Annotated in this window: 20 protein-coding genes and 1 tRNA gene; 11 read left to right on the top strand and 10 right to left on the bottom strand. The window is 66.9% G+C overall.

Annotation, left to right across the window (positions count from 1 at the left end; genetic code table 11):
* Positions 1–86: 86 nt before the first annotated feature.
* From pcaQ to IEX25_RS01250, 3 genes are all read left to right on the top strand, one after another.
* On the top strand, positions 87–1,037 hold the full coding sequence (gene pcaQ / locus IEX25_RS01260) for a pca operon transcription factor PcaQ (protein ID WP_188713699.1): 951 nt from the start codon (positions 87–89) through the stop codon (positions 1,035–1,037).
* Positions 1,038–1,581: 544 nt separating this feature from the next.
* Positions 1,582–2,550 (top strand): XdhC family protein, encoded by a 969-nt coding sequence (locus IEX25_RS01255; RefSeq protein ID WP_188713698.1) that lies wholly within the window; start codon positions 1,582–1,584, stop codon positions 2,548–2,550.
* Positions 2,550–3,101: an NTP transferase domain-containing protein gene (locus IEX25_RS01250; protein WP_188713697.1), complete on the top strand. Its 552-nt coding sequence runs from the start codon at positions 2,550–2,552 to the stop codon at positions 3,099–3,101. Before IEX25_RS01255 ends, IEX25_RS01250 begins: the two co-directional genes overlap by 1 nt.
* 48 nt (positions 3,102–3,149) lie before the next feature.
* Here the strand turns inward: IEX25_RS01250 and IEX25_RS01245 are convergent, their stop codons facing one another.
* The gene (locus IEX25_RS01245; protein WP_188713696.1) at positions 3,150–4,103 is read right to left on the bottom strand and encodes a 2-hydroxyacid dehydrogenase; all 954 of its coding nucleotides are present in this window, start codon (positions 4,101–4,103) and stop codon (positions 3,150–3,152) included.
* Positions 4,104–4,447: 344 nt separating this feature from the next.
* Here IEX25_RS01245 and IEX25_RS01240 point away from each other — a divergent pair, with 344 nt between their 5' ends.
* Positions 4,448–5,392 carry a hypothetical protein gene (locus IEX25_RS01240; protein WP_188713695.1) on the top strand — a complete coding sequence of 315 codons (945 nt, stop codon included), beginning with the start codon at positions 4,448–4,450 and terminating at the stop codon, positions 5,390–5,392.
* Between the two features lie 62 nt (positions 5,393–5,454).
* Positions 5,455–5,943, top strand: a complete 489-nt coding sequence (locus IEX25_RS01235) for a hypothetical protein (RefSeq protein ID WP_188713694.1) — start codon at positions 5,455–5,457, stop codon at positions 5,941–5,943.
* A 40-nt stretch (positions 5,944–5,983) separates the two neighbouring features.
* Here the strand turns inward: IEX25_RS01235 and IEX25_RS01230 are convergent.
* Positions 5,984–6,067: transfer RNA gene (locus IEX25_RS01230), tRNA-Tyr, on the bottom strand.
* A 121-nt stretch (positions 6,068–6,188) separates the two neighbouring features.
* Here IEX25_RS01230 and rlmB point away from each other — a divergent pair.
* The 3 genes from rlmB (at position 6,189) to IEX25_RS01215 (ending at position 8,135) form a co-directional block, all read left to right on the top strand.
* Entirely contained in the window at positions 6,189–6,992 is an 804-nt protein-coding gene (gene rlmB, locus IEX25_RS01225; protein ID WP_188713693.1) for a 23S rRNA (guanosine(2251)-2'-O)-methyltransferase RlmB, read from the top strand.
* 93 nt (positions 6,993–7,085) lie between these two features.
* Positions 7,086–7,493 (top strand): YHS domain-containing (seleno)protein, encoded by a 408-nt coding sequence (locus tag IEX25_RS01220; RefSeq protein ID WP_188713692.1) that lies wholly within the window; start codon positions 7,086–7,088, stop codon positions 7,491–7,493.
* Between the two features lie 210 nt (positions 7,494–7,703).
* Positions 7,704–8,135, top strand: a complete 432-nt coding sequence (locus tag IEX25_RS01215; RefSeq protein ID WP_188713691.1) for a CoA-binding protein — start codon at positions 7,704–7,706, stop codon at positions 8,133–8,135.
* Between the two features lie 35 nt (positions 8,136–8,170).
* Here IEX25_RS01215 and IEX25_RS01210 read toward each other — a convergent pair whose 3' ends face one another.
* The 6 genes from IEX25_RS01210 to IEX25_RS01185 all read right to left on the bottom strand — a co-directional run bounded on the left by IEX25_RS01210 (position 8,171) and on the right by IEX25_RS01185 (position 14,448).
* On the bottom strand, positions 8,171–10,297 hold the full coding sequence (locus IEX25_RS01210; RefSeq protein WP_188713690.1) for an OmpA family protein: 2,127 nt from the start codon (positions 10,295–10,297) through the stop codon (positions 8,171–8,173).
* A 162-nt stretch (positions 10,298–10,459) separates the two neighbouring features.
* Positions 10,460–11,302 (bottom strand): ferredoxin--NADP reductase, encoded by an 843-nt coding sequence (locus IEX25_RS01205; RefSeq protein WP_188713689.1) that lies wholly within the window; start codon positions 11,300–11,302, stop codon positions 10,460–10,462.
* Positions 11,303–11,348: 46 nt separating this feature from the next.
* Positions 11,349–11,735 carry a DUF934 domain-containing protein gene (locus IEX25_RS01200; protein ID WP_188713688.1) on the bottom strand — a complete coding sequence of 129 codons (387 nt, stop codon included), beginning with the start codon at positions 11,733–11,735 and terminating at the stop codon, positions 11,349–11,351.
* Positions 11,732–12,463, bottom strand: coding sequence for a phosphoadenylyl-sulfate reductase (locus IEX25_RS01195; protein WP_188713687.1), 732 nt, complete (start codon positions 12,461–12,463; stop codon positions 11,732–11,734). Before IEX25_RS01195 ends, IEX25_RS01200 begins: the two co-directional genes overlap by 4 nt.
* The gene (locus IEX25_RS01190) at positions 12,456–14,114 is read right to left on the bottom strand and encodes a nitrite/sulfite reductase (protein WP_188713686.1); all 1,659 of its coding nucleotides are present in this window, start codon (positions 14,112–14,114) and stop codon (positions 12,456–12,458) included. The genes IEX25_RS01195 and IEX25_RS01190 overlap by 8 nt, the downstream gene beginning before the upstream one ends.
* Complete coding sequence (locus tag IEX25_RS01185) at positions 14,107–14,448, bottom strand: DUF2849 domain-containing protein (protein ID WP_103171865.1); 342 nt, start codon at positions 14,446–14,448, stop codon at positions 14,107–14,109. The genes IEX25_RS01190 and IEX25_RS01185 overlap by 8 nt, the downstream gene beginning before the upstream one ends.
* A gap of 101 nt (positions 14,449–14,549) precedes the next feature.
* Between IEX25_RS01185 and IEX25_RS01180 the strand changes: the two genes are divergently transcribed.
* The 3 genes from IEX25_RS01180 to IEX25_RS01170 are packed head-to-tail and all read left to right on the top strand — an operon-like array spanning position 14,550 to position 16,424.
* A complete protein-coding gene (locus IEX25_RS01180; protein ID WP_188713685.1) occupies positions 14,550–15,065 on the top strand; it encodes an Lrp/AsnC family transcriptional regulator in 516 nt (171 codons plus the stop codon).
* 10 nt (positions 15,066–15,075) lie between these two features.
* Positions 15,076–15,432, top strand: coding sequence for an arsenate reductase (glutaredoxin) (arsC, locus tag IEX25_RS01175; protein ID WP_188713684.1), 357 nt, complete (start codon positions 15,076–15,078; stop codon positions 15,430–15,432).
* Positions 15,432–16,424 (top strand): GT-B fold glycosyltransferase domain-containing protein, encoded by a 993-nt coding sequence (locus tag IEX25_RS01170; RefSeq protein ID WP_188713683.1) that lies wholly within the window; start codon positions 15,432–15,434, stop codon positions 16,422–16,424. The genes arsC and IEX25_RS01170 overlap by 1 nt, the downstream gene beginning before the upstream one ends.
* Here the strand turns inward: IEX25_RS01170 and IEX25_RS01165 are convergent.
* Both IEX25_RS01165 and mgrA read right to left on the bottom strand, forming a co-directional pair.
* Complete coding sequence (locus IEX25_RS01165) at positions 16,421–16,834, bottom strand: OsmC family protein (RefSeq protein WP_188713682.1); 414 nt, start codon at positions 16,832–16,834, stop codon at positions 16,421–16,423. The genes IEX25_RS01170 and IEX25_RS01165 overlap by 4 nt on opposite strands.
* 54 nt (positions 16,835–16,888) lie before the next feature.
* Positions 16,889–17,929: an L-glyceraldehyde 3-phosphate reductase gene (gene mgrA, locus IEX25_RS01160; RefSeq protein ID WP_188713984.1), complete on the bottom strand. Its 1,041-nt coding sequence runs from the start codon at positions 17,927–17,929 to the stop codon at positions 16,889–16,891.
* Positions 17,930–17,945: the final 16 nt, after the last annotated feature.

Here is a 17,945-nt window from a genome sequence, read left to right as displayed (position 1 = left end):
CCCCCCATTCGCAGGACCACGATTGCATGTGCAAAGCGCCATGTAAAATGAGATAACAGCGCGGATACTTACCAGAATTGGCAAGCGTGGACCGTCGCATCAAGATCCGCCACCTGCAGGCCTTCACCGAGATCCTGCGCCAGCAAAGCCTGAAGCGCGCGGCCGAGCGGCTGTCGCTGACCCAGCCCGCCATTTCCCGCACCCTGGCCGAACTCGAGGCCATTCTGGGCGTCCAGCTTCTGACCCGCGACAGGGGCGGCGTTGCCCCCACCCCTCAGGGCACGTTCTTTCTGGCCCATGCCCAGGCCAGCCTGTCCGCGCTTGAACAGGGGATGTCGGGGCTGCGGGACGGCGGCAAGGGCGTCCTGGCGCTGACGGTGGGGGCGCTGCCCTCGGTGGCGGCGCGCCTGATGCCGCAGATCGCGATCGAGATGGCGCGGCTGGCCCCCGACCTGCACCTGACCGTGGCCGACGGATCGCATGAGGCGCTGACCGACCAGTTGCGGGGCGGCGGGCTGGATCTGGTGATCGGGCGGCTGGGGGATCCCGCCACGATGCGCGGCCTCAGCTTCACGCAGCTTTACCTCGAGGAGGTGGCGGTCGTCGTGCGACCCGGCCATCCGATCCTGTCCGACCCCGACCTGCGGCGGATCGGGGACTGGACGGTGCTCTATCCCCCACCCTGGGCCGCGATCCGGCCCATCGTCGAAAGGCTGCTGATCGCCGAGGGCGTGACCCTGCCCCCGCGCCGGATCGAAACGGTCTCGGGCGCCTTCGGCCTGGCCTTGACCGCCCAAAGCGATGCGGTCTGGCTGATCTCGGCCGGGGTGGTGGCGGGCGAGGTCGCGGCCGGGCGGCTGGTGCGCCTGCCTGTCGCGACCCGCCTGACCGAGGGTCCGGTGGGCCTGATGGCGCGGGCCGCACCCGGGCCGGCGGACCATTCCGGCACGGCGCGGCAATTGTTCACGACCGCCGTCAACCGGGCGGTCGCGGTGCTTAGCCTGGATGACAGCGCGGCGGGACCGGCGGCGTCATAGTCGGGACATGCCCCGGGGCCGCCAAAGCCGCCTCGGCGTGGGTGCGTTACCCCCATGGTGATCCCCTGGCGTATGCGGCATCTGCCATGGGTCCAGCCTATCCGACCACGGCCCGAAGATCCCCGAATTGCTTGCTCGCTCGGGTCTCAGCCATCCGCGGATCTCAACGAACAGGGTCGCAGCCAGCAGAAAAATGCCGTCGCTCAAGGTTTTCATCGACCCGAATGCCCCCTGCAGCGTTGTCGGTTCGTGATGTTCGAACCTTTTCATTTCGTGCCTGCCTGGGTGGCCGCAAGCCTCTGTCTTGCCGCCCGACCTCTTGCCATTCCGGGCTGCGCGGGGTTGTCGGGTGTCTGTGCCTTTCCTCGGGCAAGGCCAGCCGTGCCGTGGGGATCGGCTGGCCCGCGCCAGTCGCCTTGGCCCCACGCCCCTTTGCGCGGTTCGTCAGACTCGATCCGGGGGCGATGATGGAAAGATGTGTCCCCTTCATGCTAGGCCGGATCGTCAACGATGTTCCTGCGTCCCCACAATGAAAGATCGTGCCATGGACCTGCGACCCAGCCCTGCCTGGACGGCCCGGACCGCCAGCCACCCTGCCCTGCTGGACCCATGGGAGGCGGCCCTTGCGGCAGGGCCGGGAACGGTGATGGCGATTCTGACCGCCACCCATGGACCCGCCTATCGCAACCCCGGAACGGCCATGGCGATCGCGGCGGATGGCAGCTTCGCCGGCACCCTGACATCAGGCTGCATCGAGGCCGACCTGATCCTGCAGGCGCAGCGCGTCCGGGCCGACGGCAGGCCCCTGCACCTGCGCTATGGCGAAGGGTCGCCCTTTATCGACCTGCGCCTGCCCTGCGGCGGCGCGATCGAGGTGATGCTGTTCCGGGTCGGCGACTTCGACGTGCTGGCGGACCTGTCCGCCGCCCGCGCCGACCGCCGCCCCGTCTCGCTGAGACTGTCGCCTGACGGCCGCCTGTCCCTTGATGCCGCGCCCGGCAGGGCGGCGGGCGATGTCGTCATCCCCTTCAAGGCGCCCATCCGGTTCGTAATCTTCGGTGCCGGCGCCGAGGCGGCCGTCTTTGCGGATCTGGTGAAATCCATGGGGTACGAGCATGTGCTTCTGTCGCACGAGGATCGCAACCTGGACGCGGCCCAGGCGATGGGCTGCACCGTCCGCCGCCTGGGTCCGATGCCCGATTTCGAGGAGCTTGTCCCCGACGACCGCTGCGCGGCGCTGCTGTTCTATCATGACCACGACTACGAACCCCAGATCCTGCGCGCGCTTCTGGACCGACCCGCCTTCTATATCGGCGCCCAGGGCAGCCGCGCGACCCAGGCCACCCGGTTGGCGCATCTGGCCCGGATGGGCGTGCCGCCCGATCTTCTGGAACGGGTGCGCGGTCCCATCGGGTTGATCCCGTCGTCGCGCGACCCCCGGCTTCTGGCGATCTCGGTCCTGGCCGAGGTGGTGATGGCCGCGGGCGATCCGGTCGTGGCCGTGACGCCCTGATGCGCCTGGGCATGATCCTGGCGGCTGGCCGGTCGCTGCGCTTCGGCGCGGATGACAAGCTGCTTGCCCCCTGGCAGGGGCGGCCGCTGATCACCTGGGCCGCCGAGGCGTTGAAGCAGTCGGGCTGCGACAGCCTGGGGGCGGTGATTTCTTCACCCGATGTCGGCGCAGTCCTGCCGGGCGGTTTTGCCCTGCATCCCTTGCCGCCCGGACTGTCCATGTCGGCATCCTTCGGCCTTGCCTTGCGCAAGGCCCGGGATGCGGGCGCGGATGGCCTGCTGATCTGCCTGGGCGACATGCCCAACGTCCCGGCCGCGCTGTTGCAGCGGTTGCTGGCGTCAGGGGAAAGCTGCGCCTGTCTGCGGGGCGACAGGCGGATGCCGCCGGCCCATATCGCCGCCGCCGATTTCGGCCGCGCCCTTGGCCCGTCGGATGGCGATCAGGGCGCGCGGGATTTCTTGGCGACCCTGCCGCTGGATCGGCTGATCCCCATCGACGCGCGCATGGCCCATGACGTTGACCGGCCCGGCGATCTGTCGGGGCCGACTTGATACGGGATCAGACAGGCGCAAGCCGATACGGCCAGCGGACCTCCCGCCTCAGTTGACCGGCGTCAGAAGCGGCTTGCCGGCGAAAAAGGCGTCAAGGTTGTCGATGGTCAGTTGCGACATGCGGTCGCGGGTTTCCTCGGTCCCGCTGGCATGATGCGGAAAAAGCGTGACATTCGGCAGGGCGGTCAGTTCCGGATCCGGGTCAGGCTCGTTCAGATAGACGTCGAGGCCCGCATTGGCGATGCGGCCATCGCGCAGGGCCGCGATCAACGCGGCCTCGTCCACCACCGAACCGCGCGAGACGTTGACCAGCGTGCCCTGCGGTCCCAGCGCATCCAGAACCGTGGCCGAGATCAGGCCCGTGGTTCCCGCCCCGCCCGGCGTCGCCACCAGCAGGATGTCGGCCCATGATGCCAAGGCCGCCGGATCGCCGAAATAGTCATAGTTCACGCCCGGCTTGGGATTGCGCCCAGAGTAGCCGATCTTCAGCCCCATCGCCTCGCAGCGCCGGGCGATCGCCAGGCCGATATTGCCAAGGCCCAGGATCCCCGCCCGCTTGCCCGCGGTTGACATGGTCAGCGGGAACATCCCCTTGCGGGTCCAATCGCCCGAACGGACATGGGCGTCGCATTCGACCAGCCGTCGGCGCGCCGCCAGCATCAGCAGGACCGCCATGTCGGCGACGTCATTGACCAGGGCGACCGAGGTGTTGGTCAGCGTGATGCCCCGCCGCGACATCTCCTCCAGGTCGATCATGTCGAACCCCGCCGAGGAACAGGCGGCCAGCTTCAATGCGGGCAGCCCGTCCAGCATCGCCGCATCGACCGCGACATGCCCGTTCACCACCATCGCGGTGCAGACCGGGCCGGCCATCTCCAGCAGCGCGCCCTTGTCCGTGGCCAGGTCAAGACGGTGCAGGGTATAGCGCGCCTTCAGCACCTCCATGAAACGGGGGCGCAGCGGATAGGCGATCAAGACATGTGGCTTTTCTGCGGGCTTCATGCGTTCTCCTGGTGGCGGGCGACTGCACCGCCGGGTCGGGCCCAGACTGGCCGAGAGCCGCGCCCGCGTATAGGGGTGATGGGCCACGTCGAGGATCCGGCGCTCTCGGTGTCCACGGGCGCCGTTCGGGAACGGTCGGGCTAGCGCACCTCCCCCAAGGCAGTGGGTCGGAGGTCCGGTATTTGCGACAGGTGACAAATTCCTGATCCCACGCCCACAATGTTCTTGTTTCGTTCTATTTGTTAACGTGCAATACTGTTCCAGAATCAACCAGGAGCAGTGCATTGCCGAAACGGGCGACCATTCAATACCGGGAAGCCAGGGCGGATGGCGCGTTGCGGGGAATGGACCTGAAGGCAACCCTGGTCGATGTCCTGCGCCGCCGGGCCGAGAATCACCTGATCGGAGAGAACGCCCGGCTGAGGGCGATCGACCTGGACGGGGATGGCAGCCACGTCGTCCTGAACAAGGTTTCCTCGCCCCCCACCTGGGACGGGCCGGTCTTTTGCGGCCAGATCATCCATGTCAAGGCGGGGGCGGATATCCAGGCGGTGCTGCAGTCGCTGGACGACGACACGGACGAGTTCCTGGTCCAGAACGTCGATATCGGACGGGGCGCGCGGGTGGTGAAGGGGGTGCTGTATTTCGCGGTCAACCGGAACCATGTCGGGTTGATCGAAAGCACGGCCGTCAAGGCATCCATGCTGGAACGCTATGTCACCGCCCTGCTGCGGCAGGCGGGGGAACTGGACGCCGAGGAGCGCATCATCCTTCTGGCACGGTTTCTGGCGGCCGGGGAAAAGGGGCTTAGCGAATTCAGCGACCTGACCCTGTCCGCCCGCCCCCGGTACCGCAGCCCCGGGGCGGGGGACCTGTTCACCCGGCCCGTGGGCGAGGCCCGCGACGAAGGGGCCACGGTCTTCGACATGCTGCGCATGATGGGCTGGCAGGACGAGGCGCTTGCCCGGCTCGAGGCCGAGGTGCCCGAAGGGGGCCGGGTCGAAGGGCTGCTGAAGGTCTTCATCAAGGACCGGCGCCACAAGGTCCGCATCCCCAGGGCGGCCATTGAAGAAGTGCTGCGCAATCTTGATCCCGCCGATCTGGGCCTGCAGGGCGACGGTCGGGAACAGGGCGGCATGGTCAAGCTGTCGGTCGTGAAGGACATCGCAACGGAAGGATCGCTTCTTGATCCGACCGATGCTATGCTCAGGATCGTCGAGGCCCTGAGGGAATGGGCCGCTGCCGGGAAGATAGATTGCCGCTTCGAGGGCCAAGAGTTGTTGCACTGACCGCAGGCCTGGCAGCCGGCGCAATCCTGCCGCCGGCGCTTCTGATCGGCGATCCGTCCCGGATGCTCGTGACCTTTCTGGGGCTGGTGTCGGCCAGCATCCTTCCGACGGTGTCCCTTGTGATCGGCAGCCTGTCGTCATCGGGACGTTCGGTCATGAAGATCGACGAACTGGCGCAGGAACTTTCGCGCGCCGTTCATACCCTGTTTTCGATCCTGGGCCTTGTCGCGGCTGTCGTGGCGCTGCTGATGGTGATCGCGGTCGTCCCCGATACCCCGTGGCGGCTGCCCTATTTCCTGATCCAGGTTCCCGATGCGGCGCGGCGCGCCCTGCAATCGCTGGCCTTGCTATTCGCCGTTGCCGCCACGCTGGAAGCGGTCAAGATCCCGCGGATCCTGGCCCGCGTCCTGGCGATCAAGAAGGACATCGCGATCTTCGAGGCGCGCAAGGCCCTGGCCGACAAGTCACCCTCGGACGCCGATGTCAGGCAGATGTTCCCCAAGAAGGAAGGCTTCGGAAAGACCATCCCGCTGGACAGCCTTCGATCCTGACCCACGGGCAGGGTATTCCGAATCTGATGACCAGGGGAAGTGGTGGGCGACCCTGGAATCGAACCAGGCATGGGTCTCCCCGGCGGAGTTACAGTCCGCTGCCGCACCTTGCAGCACGTCGCCCGCCGAGCCAATCGGCGTGGGGGGTCATTAGCGGGCCGGGCACGGGGCGTCAAGCGGATTTCGGGGCCTTGCGCCCGGTGCGCATCCCGCGCGATGAAGGGGCCAGCCGAAAGGATGCGCGCATGACCGAGCGACCGGGAAAATCCAAGAAACCCACCTGGGTGATCGACAAGGAACGCGCTCGCCGTGCGGCTGCGGCGGAAACCGTCTGGCTGTTCGGCCTGCACGCGGTGCGCGACGCGCTGGCCAATCCCCGTCGTGAAAAGCTGCGGCTGGTGGTGACGCCCAATGCGGTGGACCGGCTGGGCGATCTTCATGGCATGGCGCCCGAGATCACCGATCCGCGCGTCTTTGCAAAGGCCGTGCCCTTGGCACCGGACAGCGTCCACCAGGGCGCCGCGCTGGAAGTGAAGCCCCTGAAATGGGGCGGTCTCAGCGATGTCGTTCTGCGCGAGGCTGCGGGCGAAAGGCGGCCCCTGCTGGTGGCGCTTGACCGCGTGACCGACCCCCACAACATCGGCGCCATCCTGCGGTCGGCCGAGGTGTTCGGCGCGCGCGCGGTCATCGCGCCCGCGCGCCATTCCGCACCCGAAACCGGCGCCCTGGCCAAGACCGCATCGGGCGCCCTGGAACGCCAACCCTATCTGCGCGTGCCGAACCTGGCCGAGGCGCTGTCGCAACTCAAGGGCATGGGCTTCATCCTGATCGGCCTGGACGGGACCGGAACGACCGCCCTGCCCGACTTGCTGGGCACGCTTCCCGGTCGGGCGGTCTGCCTGGTCCTGGGGGCGGAGGGGCCGGGAATGCGCGAGCTGACCATGAAAAGCTGCGACCATGTCGCGCGCATTCCCTTTGCCGCCGATTTCGGATCGCTCAACGTGTCGAACGCGGCGGCGGTCGCGCTCTATGCGGCCAGCATGGCATAGGGATCACATCGCTGCGACATTTTCCGCCGCAGCGTTGAGAATCGCGGCCTGCGGTGCCAATTAGGCATCCTGCCGCCAAGAAAACGCTGAATCATGAAAACGCTGCTTCTCTCGCTGATCCTGACTTCGGCGTCTGCCCTGCCGGTCCTTGCCCAGGACTGGGCCATCGACGGATTCGATCCTGTCGGCTTTGTGGAAAACGGTCGGGCCGTTCCCGGAAGGGGCGACATTTCGACGCTGTGGAAGGGCCAGCTCTGGCACTTCGCCTCCGAGGAGAACCGCAACCGTTTCGAGGCCGATCCGCGCAGCTTTGCCCCGGCATTCGGCGGATTGTGCCCCGTCGCCCTTTCGGAAGGGCGCAGGGTGCAGGGTGACCCCCGACACTTCGTCGTGATCGGAGAAAAACTATATCTTGTCGGGTCGCACCGGTCCGCCCGCAAGCTGCAGCAGGCTCCCCAGGACATTCTGGCACGCGCCCAGGAAAGCTGGAAAACCCGCTAGGGTTCGCGCGGCGATTTCAATCACGAACCTGCGATATCTCTGGAACTTTTCCGGGGTGTTGCCCATTTACCATTTGGAACATGACCTCGGAACCGTCATGTTCAGATCACTGTCCCTCGTTCCGCGACTTGCGCCCGGCCAGGCTTCTGGACCGGGCGCCTTTTCTATGCAAGTGTTCTACAACTTTTGGACGAGGAGGGGAGGTCCGTCATGGAAGTCGACTTCAAGGACGACGAGGATATCGCACGGATCGCCCGCACTGTGAGGATCGTGGCAATCGTCGGACTTTCGCCCAACGAGATGCGGCCAAGCTGGGGCGTGGCCCGCTATTTGCAGGCCAACGGCTTTCGGATCATCCCGGTCAATCCCGGACATGCGGGCGGCACGATCCTGGGCGAGACCGTCTATGCCCGCCTGGCGGATATTCCGAAATCGGCCCATGTGCAGATGGTCGACATCTTCCGCCGGTCCGAGGCGGTCGGACCCATCGTGGATGAGGCCCTGGCTCACCTTCCCGACCTGAAGTCGATCTGGTTGCAACTGGGCATCCGCGACGACATCGCCGCCGCCAAGGCACGGGCAAGGGGCATCACGGTCATTCAGGACCGCTGCCCCAAGATAGAATTCCCCCGCCATCTTTGACGAAAAGGCCCCGGCAATCGCCGGGGCCTTGGTCGTTACTGCGCTTCCGCCGTCTGCAGCAGGCCGGTGATCCGCCTGACCGCCGCACGGCGGTTTTCGCGGACATCGCCTTCCTGGCGAACCTGCAGGAATTGTTCGCCGTAACCCTGGACGACCATGTTTTCCGGCGGCACGTCGAAATACTCGGTCAGGGCCAGGGCGACCGATTCGGCCCGCCGGTCCGACAAGGCCAGGTTGGCGGCATCCGCCCCGACCGTGTCGGTATGGCCTTCGATCAGGAACATCTCGCGCGGGTTCTGGGCGATCGCATCCTGGATCACGTTGCCCAGGGTCGAAAGCTGCCGTGCCTGATCGGGGGAAATCGCTGCCGAACCGGTGTCGAAGGTGATGGCGTCGATCGTCACCGGCGGAACCAGGGCGCGCACTTCGGGAATGCTGCGGATCTGGCCCAGGGTGAAGCGGCGGTCGATGGCGACCTCGCTTTGCAGGGCTTCGCGCAGCGCGGCTTCGTCCTGGAAGGCGGCGGTGGGCGCGACCGGGGCCGGGCGGGGCAAGGTCGCCACGTCCACGGGTTCGACCGGCGCGGTGTCGTCGATCAGCCGGGTCTGCGTGCCGTCTGCCGATACCAGCGTGCGCCGCAGCACCCGCAAGTCGGCATCGCGGATGGTCACGACGCGGCTGCCGTCGCTGCGGGTCACCACCGTCCGCGACGAGCCGTCGTCGAAGTTTTCGGTCGTCACGGTCGATCCCGGCTGGCGCAGCAGCGCGACCTCGTCCTTGATCAGTTCCTGGCTGCCATCGGGACGCGTTACGACCACCCGGTCAGGGGCGGACAGCGCGACCTGCCGGTTGTTGTTCAGATAGGTTCCGACGGCGACCGCGCCCAGGCCCAGCAACAGGGCCTTGGCCAGGTCGTTGTCATCGTCATCGTCATCATTCCGTTGCGCAGCCTGCTGGTCCCCTTGCGGGGCCAGGGCGTCGCGCAGGCTGGTCGCGAAATCCTCGTCGGACGAACGGCTGTTTTCTTCGGTGATCTGCTGTTCGACGACCTCGCCTTGCTGATCCTCGTTCAGGGCCGCTGCGGTGGGGGCGGCGGTTTCCTGGGCCGCCTGCCGGGCAGCTTCGGTCACAGGGGCCCCGGATTCAGGAGCGTCGCCAGGGGCAGCGGCCTGTGTGGACCCGGCCGGTTGTCCGGCTGCGGCCGGGGGCTGGGCCTGACCTTCGGCAGCCTGTTCCGGGGCGGCGGGCGGGGTCGCCTGGTCGCGGGTCAGGGCGTCTTCGTCAGCCGCATTGTCGGCGGCAGGTGCGTCCTGGGCCTGGGTCTGGGCCGGATCGTTGCCGGGGGCCGCGGCCTGTGCGTCGCCGTTCTGTTCCGCCTCCAGCGCCTCGCCCAAGGGGTCGCTGCCGGCCGCCGGGGCGGCCTGCGGGCGTTCGGCCTGTTGTTCGCGGGCGGCCGCGGCGGGACGTTCCTGGTCCTGCTGCCTTGCCGCCTCGGCTTCCGCCGGAGGTTCCTGCTGTTGCTGCCGGGCTGCGGCGGCAGGACGTTCGGCCTGACCCTCACGGGTTGCTTCCTCCTGATCCGCCTGACGCGCGGCGCGTTCCTGGGCGCGCTGCGACTTGCCCTCCTGATCGGCGGGACGGTTTTCGGCCTGTGCGGGACGCTCTTGCTGCTGTTCCCGCTGGGCAGGCGCGGGCCGTTCCTCCGGCTCGGCCGGGGCCTCGGCTGCCTGGGGTTCAGGCTGGGTTTCGGGCTGGGGCGCGGCGGCCGGTTCCGGGGCCGACGCGGCTTCCGGGGCCTCGGCAGGTTCAGGCTCGGGTGCGGCCTGTTCAGCCGGGGCAGGTTCGGCAGCCGTCTCGGCCGGGGCTGGTTCGGGGGCTGGTTCGGGTTCCGGTTCGGCCTCGGGGGCGGCAGCCGCCTCGGGCGCGGGTTCCGGCTGTGCCTCGGCCTCGGGGGCAGGTTCCGCTGCGGGTTCTGCCTCGGCGGCCGCCGGGGGTTGCTGTTCAGCGGTCGCTTCGGCTGCTTCCGCTGCGGGCTGTTCCTGGACCGGCGGCACCGGCGGCTGTTCGCCACCGGCAGGCGCGCCCTGAGCCAGGGCGGCATGCGGCACCAGCAGCGACAGGCAGGCGGCGATGGCAGTGGTGTTGTTGATCATGCGGCGCATGGGGACTCCTCTCCCTCGAACGGATCATCGGTTGCCGGAATAACCAGCATGCCGGGAACCCGGTTCCAAACATGCGCGTGACCAAGATGTGATCGGAGGAATGTCTCAAACGAAAAAAGGCGCGGTCCTGCCGCGCCTTTTCCGTGTCTTGCCGGCTTTCTTCTAGACGCCGTCGCCGACGAAAGCCTTCTCCACCACGAACTCCTTCGGGTCCGAATTCGCCCCCTCGCGCAGGCCGAAGCCTTCCAGCACCGCCTTCACATCCACGTTGAAGGCCAGGCTGCCGCAGACCATGGCGCGGTCGGTGTCCGGGCTGATCGGCGGCAGGCCCAGATCCGCGAACACCTTGCCCGAGGTCAGGTTGTCGGTGATCCGGCCCATCCGCGGCGATTGTTCCCGCGTGGTGGTGGGGTAATAGACCAGGCGGTTGGCGAAATCCTCGCCATAGATCTCGCCCAGCAGGGGATCGTGCTTCAGGTTCTCGACCAGTTCGCGGCCATAGGCCAGTTCGTCCGCCGTGCGGCAGGTGTGCATCATGATGACCTGCTCGTAACGCTCGAATGTCTCGGGGTCGCGCATCAGCGACGCGAAGGGCGCGATGCCGGTGCCGGTGGCCAGGAACCACAGCCGCTTGCCCGGCAGCAGCGCGTCCAGGACCAGCGTGCCCACGGGCTTGGGGCGCAGGATGATCTCGTCTCCCGGCTGGATGTGCTGCAATTTCGAGGTCAGCGGCCCGTCCGGCACCTTGATGGAATAGAATTCCAATTCCTCGTCCCAGTTGGGCGAGGCGATGGAATAGGCCCGCAGCAACGGCTTGCCGTTGTCGCCAAGCAGGCCGATCATCACGAATTCACCGGACCGGAAGCGCAGGGACGCGGGGCGCGTCACGCGGAACGAAAACAGGCTGTCGGTCCAGTGCCTGACCGCCGTCACGGTCTGTGCGTCGGGCAGCGTCTTGGGGGTGGTCTGGTGGGCGGCGTCGGCCACGGGAATGTCCAGGGTCATGGGAAGTCCTGCGTGTTCTAGTCTATGGGGCGGCGGGGCGAAACCCCTAGCCTACCAGCTTGGCGCGGTGATCGAAGTCCCGCCAGTCGGCGCGCGCGATCCATTGTTCGGCGGGCTGGCGGGCGGCGATGTCGGGGGCGACCTCGACCTCGTCGAAGCCGACGCGGCGGGCCATGGCATATTGATCGGCGATCAGGCGCCCCGCCGCGCGCAGACGGCCGGTATAGCCCAGCTCGCGCAGCCGGCGGGCCAGGGAAAAGCCGCGACCGTCGCTGAAGGTCGGGAAGTCGATGGCGATCAGGTCGCGGTGCAAATGATCCGCCAGTTCGTCAAGCGGGGTGTCGGGCGCCAGCACCACCCGCGCCTCCTCGGTCAGGGGGTGAAAGCCGTCGTCGCGCGCGATGACGCGTTCGCTGTTCAGTCGTTCGCTCATGCCGGAACCTTTCCGCGGACGATCTTGCCGCCAATGAAGTGGATGCCGCATTCGGTCTTGTCCTGCCCACGCCAGCGTCCGGCGCGCGGATCCTCGCCCGGCTTGACGGGCGATGTGCAGGGCGCGCAGCCGATGGACGGATAGCCCCGCGCGACCAGAGGGTGACGCGGCAGGTTGTTCTCGACCATGTATTCCTGCACGTCCTCGGCCCGCCAATGGGCCAGCGGGTTGATGCGCAGGCGCGAGGGCGGCTCGGGCTCGAAGAATTCAAGCGCGGCGCGGTCGCTGTTCTGGAAGCGCTTGCGGCCCGTGATCCAGGCGTCATAGCCCGACAGCGCCCGTTCCAGCGGCACCGTCTTGCGCAGGTCGCAGCAAGCATTGGCGTCGAACCGGTGCAGCGTGCCGTCGGGATCCTGGCGCGCGACTTCGGCATCGGCGGCACGGATCACCTGGACATTGGTCAGGCCCAGCCTAGCCGACACCTCGCGCTGGTATTCCAGCGTTTCGGGAAACAGCATCTGCGTGTCGATGAACAGCACCGGCAGCCCCGGCGCCGCGCGGCTGACCATGTGCAGCAGCACCACCGATTCCGCGCCAAAGGACGACACCAGCGCCACACGCCCCAGGTCGGGGTCGCTGACGGCGCGGCGCAGAACCTCGGTCGCGGCATGGTGGCGATAGCGGTCGTTCAGCCGCCCCGCCCGCGTGTCCAGGTTTCCGTCAAGCATCGGCAGGCTGGGGGTAGAGCGCGGCCTTGAAGGGGGCGGGACCAAGACGGCGATAAGCGTCGATGAAGCGTTCGGAGGCATCCGCGCGGACCTCCAGATAGGCGCGCAGCAGCCGGTCGATGGCGGGCACGACCTGGTCATAAGGGAAGCCCGCGCCCGCGCGTTCGCCGATGGCCGGGATGTCGTATCCGTCGCCGCCCAGCGTGATCTGATAGTTTTCCACCCCTGCCCGGTCCAGGCCCAGGATGCCGATATGACCCAGGTGGTGATGCCCGCAGGCGTTGATGCAGCCCGAGATGCGGATGTTCAGCTTGCCGATCTCGTCCTCGAGCCCCGCATCCTTGAAATGCGTCGCGATTTCCTGGGCGATGGGAATGGATCGCGCGGTGGCCAGCGTGCAGTAATCCATCCCTGGGCAGGCGATGATGTCGCTGGTCAGCCCGGCATTGGCCACCGCCAGCCCCGCCTGTTGCAGCGCCGCATAGACGGCGGGCAGGTCCGACTTGTGGACATGGGGCAGCACGACGTTCTGGTCATGGCTGATGCGCAGGTCGTCATGGCCGTATTGTTCCGCCAGATCGGCCAGCAGGCGCATCTGGTCGGCCGAGGCATCGCCCGGCGTCTCGCCATGCGTCTTGAAGGTGACGATCACGCTGGCATAGCCGTCGATCTTGTGGGCGTGCAGGTTGGTGTCGGTCCAGCTGCGGAAAGCGCCGTTCCTGGCCCGTTCGGCCTCATAGCCATCGGTCGGGCCGTTGCGGAAGGCGGGCGCGGCGAAACGGTCGCGGAAGATCGCCAAAGCCTCGCGGTCGGCGCCTTGGAAGTCGCGGCGGCGGTTCTGGAATTCCTCCTCGACCTCGGCCTTGAAGACATCCAGGCCGCGTTCGTGGACGGTGATCTTGATGCGGGCCTTGTACTTGTTGTCGCGCCGTCCCGACAGGTTGTAGGTCGAGATGATCGCCTCGATATAGGCCAGCAGGTCGCCCTCGGGCAGGAAGTCGCGGATCACCTTGCCCAGCAGGGGCGTACGCCCCAGGCCGCCGCCGACCCAGACCTCGAACCCGGTCTGGCCGTCCTTCTGAATCAGGCGCAGCCCGATGTCATGGGCGGCGACCAGGGCACGGTCGCGTTGCGCGCCGCTGATGGCGATCTTGAACTTGCGCGGCAGGAACTGGAATTCGGCATGGTCGGTGGACCAGCTGCGCAGCAGCTCCGCATAGGGACGCGGATCCATGTATTCATCGGCCGCCGCGCCTGCGAAGGCATCGGTCGTGACGTTGCGGATCGTGTTGCCCGACGTCTGGATCGCGTGCATCCCGACGGATGCCAGCTTGTCCAGCATGTCGGGGATTTCCACCAGCTTGGGCCAGTTGAACTGGATGTTCTGCCGCGTCGTCCAGTGGCCATAGCCCTTGTCATAGGTTTCGGCCAGATGGGCCAGCATCCGCATCTGGTCGGGGCTGATCGTGCCATAGGGAATGGCGATCCGCAGCATATAGGCGTGCAGTTGCAGATAAACGCCGTTCATCAGGCGCAGGGGCCGGAATTCGTCTTCCGTCAGGCTGCCGTCCAGGCGGCGTTCGACCTGGGCGCGGAACTGGGCCGCGCGGTGGCGCACATAGTCGGTATCGACGGGACGGACGTCAAACATTGCTGGCCTCGGACTGCTTGGCTTGCTTCAGGGTCTGGATGCCGTGGAAATAGTTGGACGGCCCGCGCTGCCGGAAGGCCTCGCGGAAATGGGTCGGCTCGGGGCCGTTGGGACCGCGCCGCGCCTCGACCAGATAGGGACCGACGACGATGTTGGACTGGCCCACCGCCTTCAGCAGCGCCAGATCGGCGATGGCCTCGTCCTCGAACAGGGTCGCCTGCGCGGGATCGGCGGTCCATCCGTCCTCGCACATCCACACGTTATGGCCTTCGCGCAGATCGTTTGCGGTGATGACGCCGGGTTTCGCGGCCGTCGGGACGAAGGCTTTGCTCATGATACGGACCCTTTCGGATTGGTCTATCCAATATAGAATTTTGTTCTGGATCTTTACGATAGGGTCGGGAAAATAAGGACATTCAGCCCTTATGGTCGGACATGACGGAACAGCTTCCACAGATTTCGGCTTCCCCGAAAACCAATTTCCGCCTGGACGAGGTGGATCGCAAAATCCTGTCCCTGTTGCAGGAGGACGCGAGCCTGTCGCTGGACCAGATCGCCGACCGGGTGGGCGCGTCCAAGACCCCCGTCTGGAACCGCATCCGCAAGCTGCGAGAGGCCGGCGTGATCCGCCGCCAGGTGGCGATTCTGGACCCCGAGGCGCTTGGGCTGGAAGCCTGTTTCTTCGTGCTGATCCGCACCAGCGAACACGACAAGACCTGGGCCGCGCGCTTCCTCAAGGCGCTTCGCGAACGCCCCGAGGTGATCGAGGCGCACCGCCTGGCGGGCGACATCGACTATATCCTCAAGGTGCAGGTTCGGAACGCGCGCGCCTATGACCGCTTCTACCAGTCGCTGATCGGCGAGGTGAAGATCCACAACGTCACCGCCCTTCTGTCGATGGAGGAGATCAAGGCGACCAGTGCGCTTCCCATCCCCGACGGCACACGCTAGGGTTGCGATCATGGCTGACTATACCATCTGGCATAATCCGAAATGCTCGACCTCGCGCTTCGTCCTGCAGGCCCTCCAGGATGCCGGCGTGGATCTGGAGGTGCGCGATTATCTGGCCCGGCCCCCTTCGGCCAGCGAATTGCGCGACGCGCTGGATCGGCTGGGGATCGCGCCGCGTGCCCTGTTGCGGCGCAGGAACACGCCCCATGACGACTTGGGCCTGGGCGATCCGGCGCTGTCCGACGATGCGCTGATCGCGGCCATGGCCCAACACCCGGCGCTGATCGAACGTCCGGTGGTTTTCGGCCCCCAGGGCGCGCGCCTGTGCCGGCCCAAGGAGGCCATCTTCGACCTGCTGGCAGAGTGATGGGGCCGGACACGTTGCCCCCGAACGTGCTGATCGTCGCCCAGGCCGGTCGGCTGGAGTTCGAGGCGATCATCTTTGCCGCCAGCCTGCGCCATGCCGCCCCCGGCTTCACCGGCCGCCTGATCGTGGCCGAACCGCGTCCCGAAGGCGCCTGGGCCGGTCACGACACGCTGATGGGCGATGACACGCGCACCATCCTGGAAAGCCTGGGTGCCGAGACCCTGCCCTTCACCGCCCGTCATTTCGGCGCGGCCTATCCCTATGGCAACAAGATCGAGGCGCTGTCGGTCCTGCCTGCCGGGGAACCCTTCGCCTTCTTCGACACCGACACGCTGGTGACGGGTCCGCTGGACCGGGTGCCCTTCAACGGCCCCCCCGCGGCGTCGATGCGGCGCGAAGGCACATGGCCCGAACCGCCGCTTTACGGGCCGGGCCATGGGGCCATCTGGAAATCGCTTTACGACCGCTTCGGCTTGGATTTCCCGTCCTCGCTGGACCTGTCGCAGCCGGACGAGCATTGGGAACGATACCTGTATTTCAACGCGGGCTGGTTCTTCGGTCCCGACCCGGCCGTCTTCGGCAAACGCTTCCTTGACTGGGCCTTGTCGGTGCGGCGCGACCCGCCCGAGGAACTGGCCTGCCAGAGCCTCGATCCCTGGCTGGACCAGGTGATCCTGCCGCTGGTGATCCACAGCCTTGGCGGCGGGCGACCCGGTCCAGAACTGGCGGGCCTGGATGGCGATGTCACCTGTCATTACCGCAAGCTGCCGCTGCTCTATGCGCGCGAATCCGACAGGGTGCTGGACGTGCTTGAGGCCGCGGTAACCCCCAACCGCATCAAGCGGCGGCTGAAGGACTGGGAACCGGCAAAAAAGCTGATCTATCAGGGCAAGGGGCGCGACAAGGTCCGGCCCCTGTTCGCAGGCGGGCTGCCGCCCAGGGAAAAACCGATCCGGCAGGCGCTGAAGAAGAACGGCTGGTGGTGGGACTAGCCGCCCTGCCCCGTCGATACCGAAACGGGTATGCCACGGGGAAGCGAACAGCCGACCATCGAACTGTCCCTCGCCTCGTCGATCAGCGATTGCGGGTCCGATCCATCCTCCATGGTGCAGTTCACCACCATCTCGGCCGCCGTGGCGATCGGGGGATCGCCCTCCAGCGTCAGATGCACCTTGACCGCGACCGAGGCGATCCCCACCCCTCGTCTGTGCGCGATATAGCGCAGGTCGTTGCAGAAGCAGCCCCCGATCGCCAAGGCCAGCAGTTGCGCGCCGTTGAAGCCCAGGCCCATGCCGCCCGCGCGACCCTCGGGCCGGTCGGCGATGATGCAATGGCTGCCCGCCCAGCCCACGGCGGCCTCGGTCCCCGGCAGGTTCATCAGGCTGACGCTGACCACGGGCATGGCGATCCCCTTGCTGACCGATCCCAGCCTAGCACGGTCGGGGCGCGCTGTCTGTCACCCCTCGCCCGCGTCCTCGGTCGAGCCGCGCCAGATGTTCACGTCGCCGCCCACCGACAGGTCGTCGATGCGGGCCAGTTCCTCGGCGGTGAAATCCAGCCGGTCCAATGCGCCCACGCAATCCGCGACCTGAGACGCGCGCGACGCCCCGATCAGCGCACTGGTCACGCGGCTGTCGCGCAGGGTCCAGGCCACGGCCATCTGCGCCAGCGTTTGTCCGCGTTCCGCCGCCAGGTCGTTCAGCCCGTTCAGCCGCCGGACCAGGTCATCGGTCAGCCAGTCCGGCGCCAGCGACTTGCCTTGTGCCGCGCGGCTGTCGGCGGGAATGCCCTTCAGGTATTTGCCGGTCAGCATCCCCTGCGCCAGGGGCGTGAAGACGATGCTGCCCATGCCTTCATGCTCCAGCGTGTCCAGAAGCGCGTCGCGTTCGATCCAGCGGTTCAGCATGTTGTAGGAGGGCTGGTGGATTAGGCAGGGCGTGCCCAGGTCGCGCAGGATTTCCGCGGCTTCCCGCGTGCGCGCGCTGTTATAGCTGCTGATGCCGACATACAGCGCCCGGCCCGACCGCACGATGTGGTCCAGCGCGCACATGGTTTCCTGCAGGGGCGTGTCGGGGTCGAAGCGGTGCGAATAGAAGATATCGACATAGTCGAGGCCCATCCGCTTCAAGGACTGGTCGCAGGACGCGATCAGGTATTTGCGGCTGCCGAATTCTCCATAGGGACCGGGCCACATGCGCCAACCGGCCTTGCTGCTGATGACCATCTCGTCCCGGTGGCCCGCGAAATCGGTCCGCAGGATCTCTCCGAAAGCCTCCTCGGCGCTGCCGGGGGGCGGGCCATAGTTGTTGGCCAAGTCGAAATGCGTGATCCCCAGGTCGAAGGCGGTGCGGCAGATGTCGCGCTTGGTATCATGCGGGGTGTCATGGCCGAAATTGTGCCACAGCCCCAGGCTGATCGCCGGCAGCAGCATCCCTGACTGGCCGCAGCGGCGGTATTGCATCCGGTCATAGCGGGCGGGGTCGGGGCTTTGCATCATGTCCTGCCGGTCGGTT

The sequence above is a fragment of the Paracoccus acridae genome (assembly GCF_014642735.1).
In the GTDB taxonomy this organism is placed as follows: Bacteria; Pseudomonadota; Alphaproteobacteria; order Rhodobacterales; family Rhodobacteraceae; genus Paracoccus; species Paracoccus acridae.
This window is presented reverse-complemented; position numbering and strand designations above follow the sequence as displayed.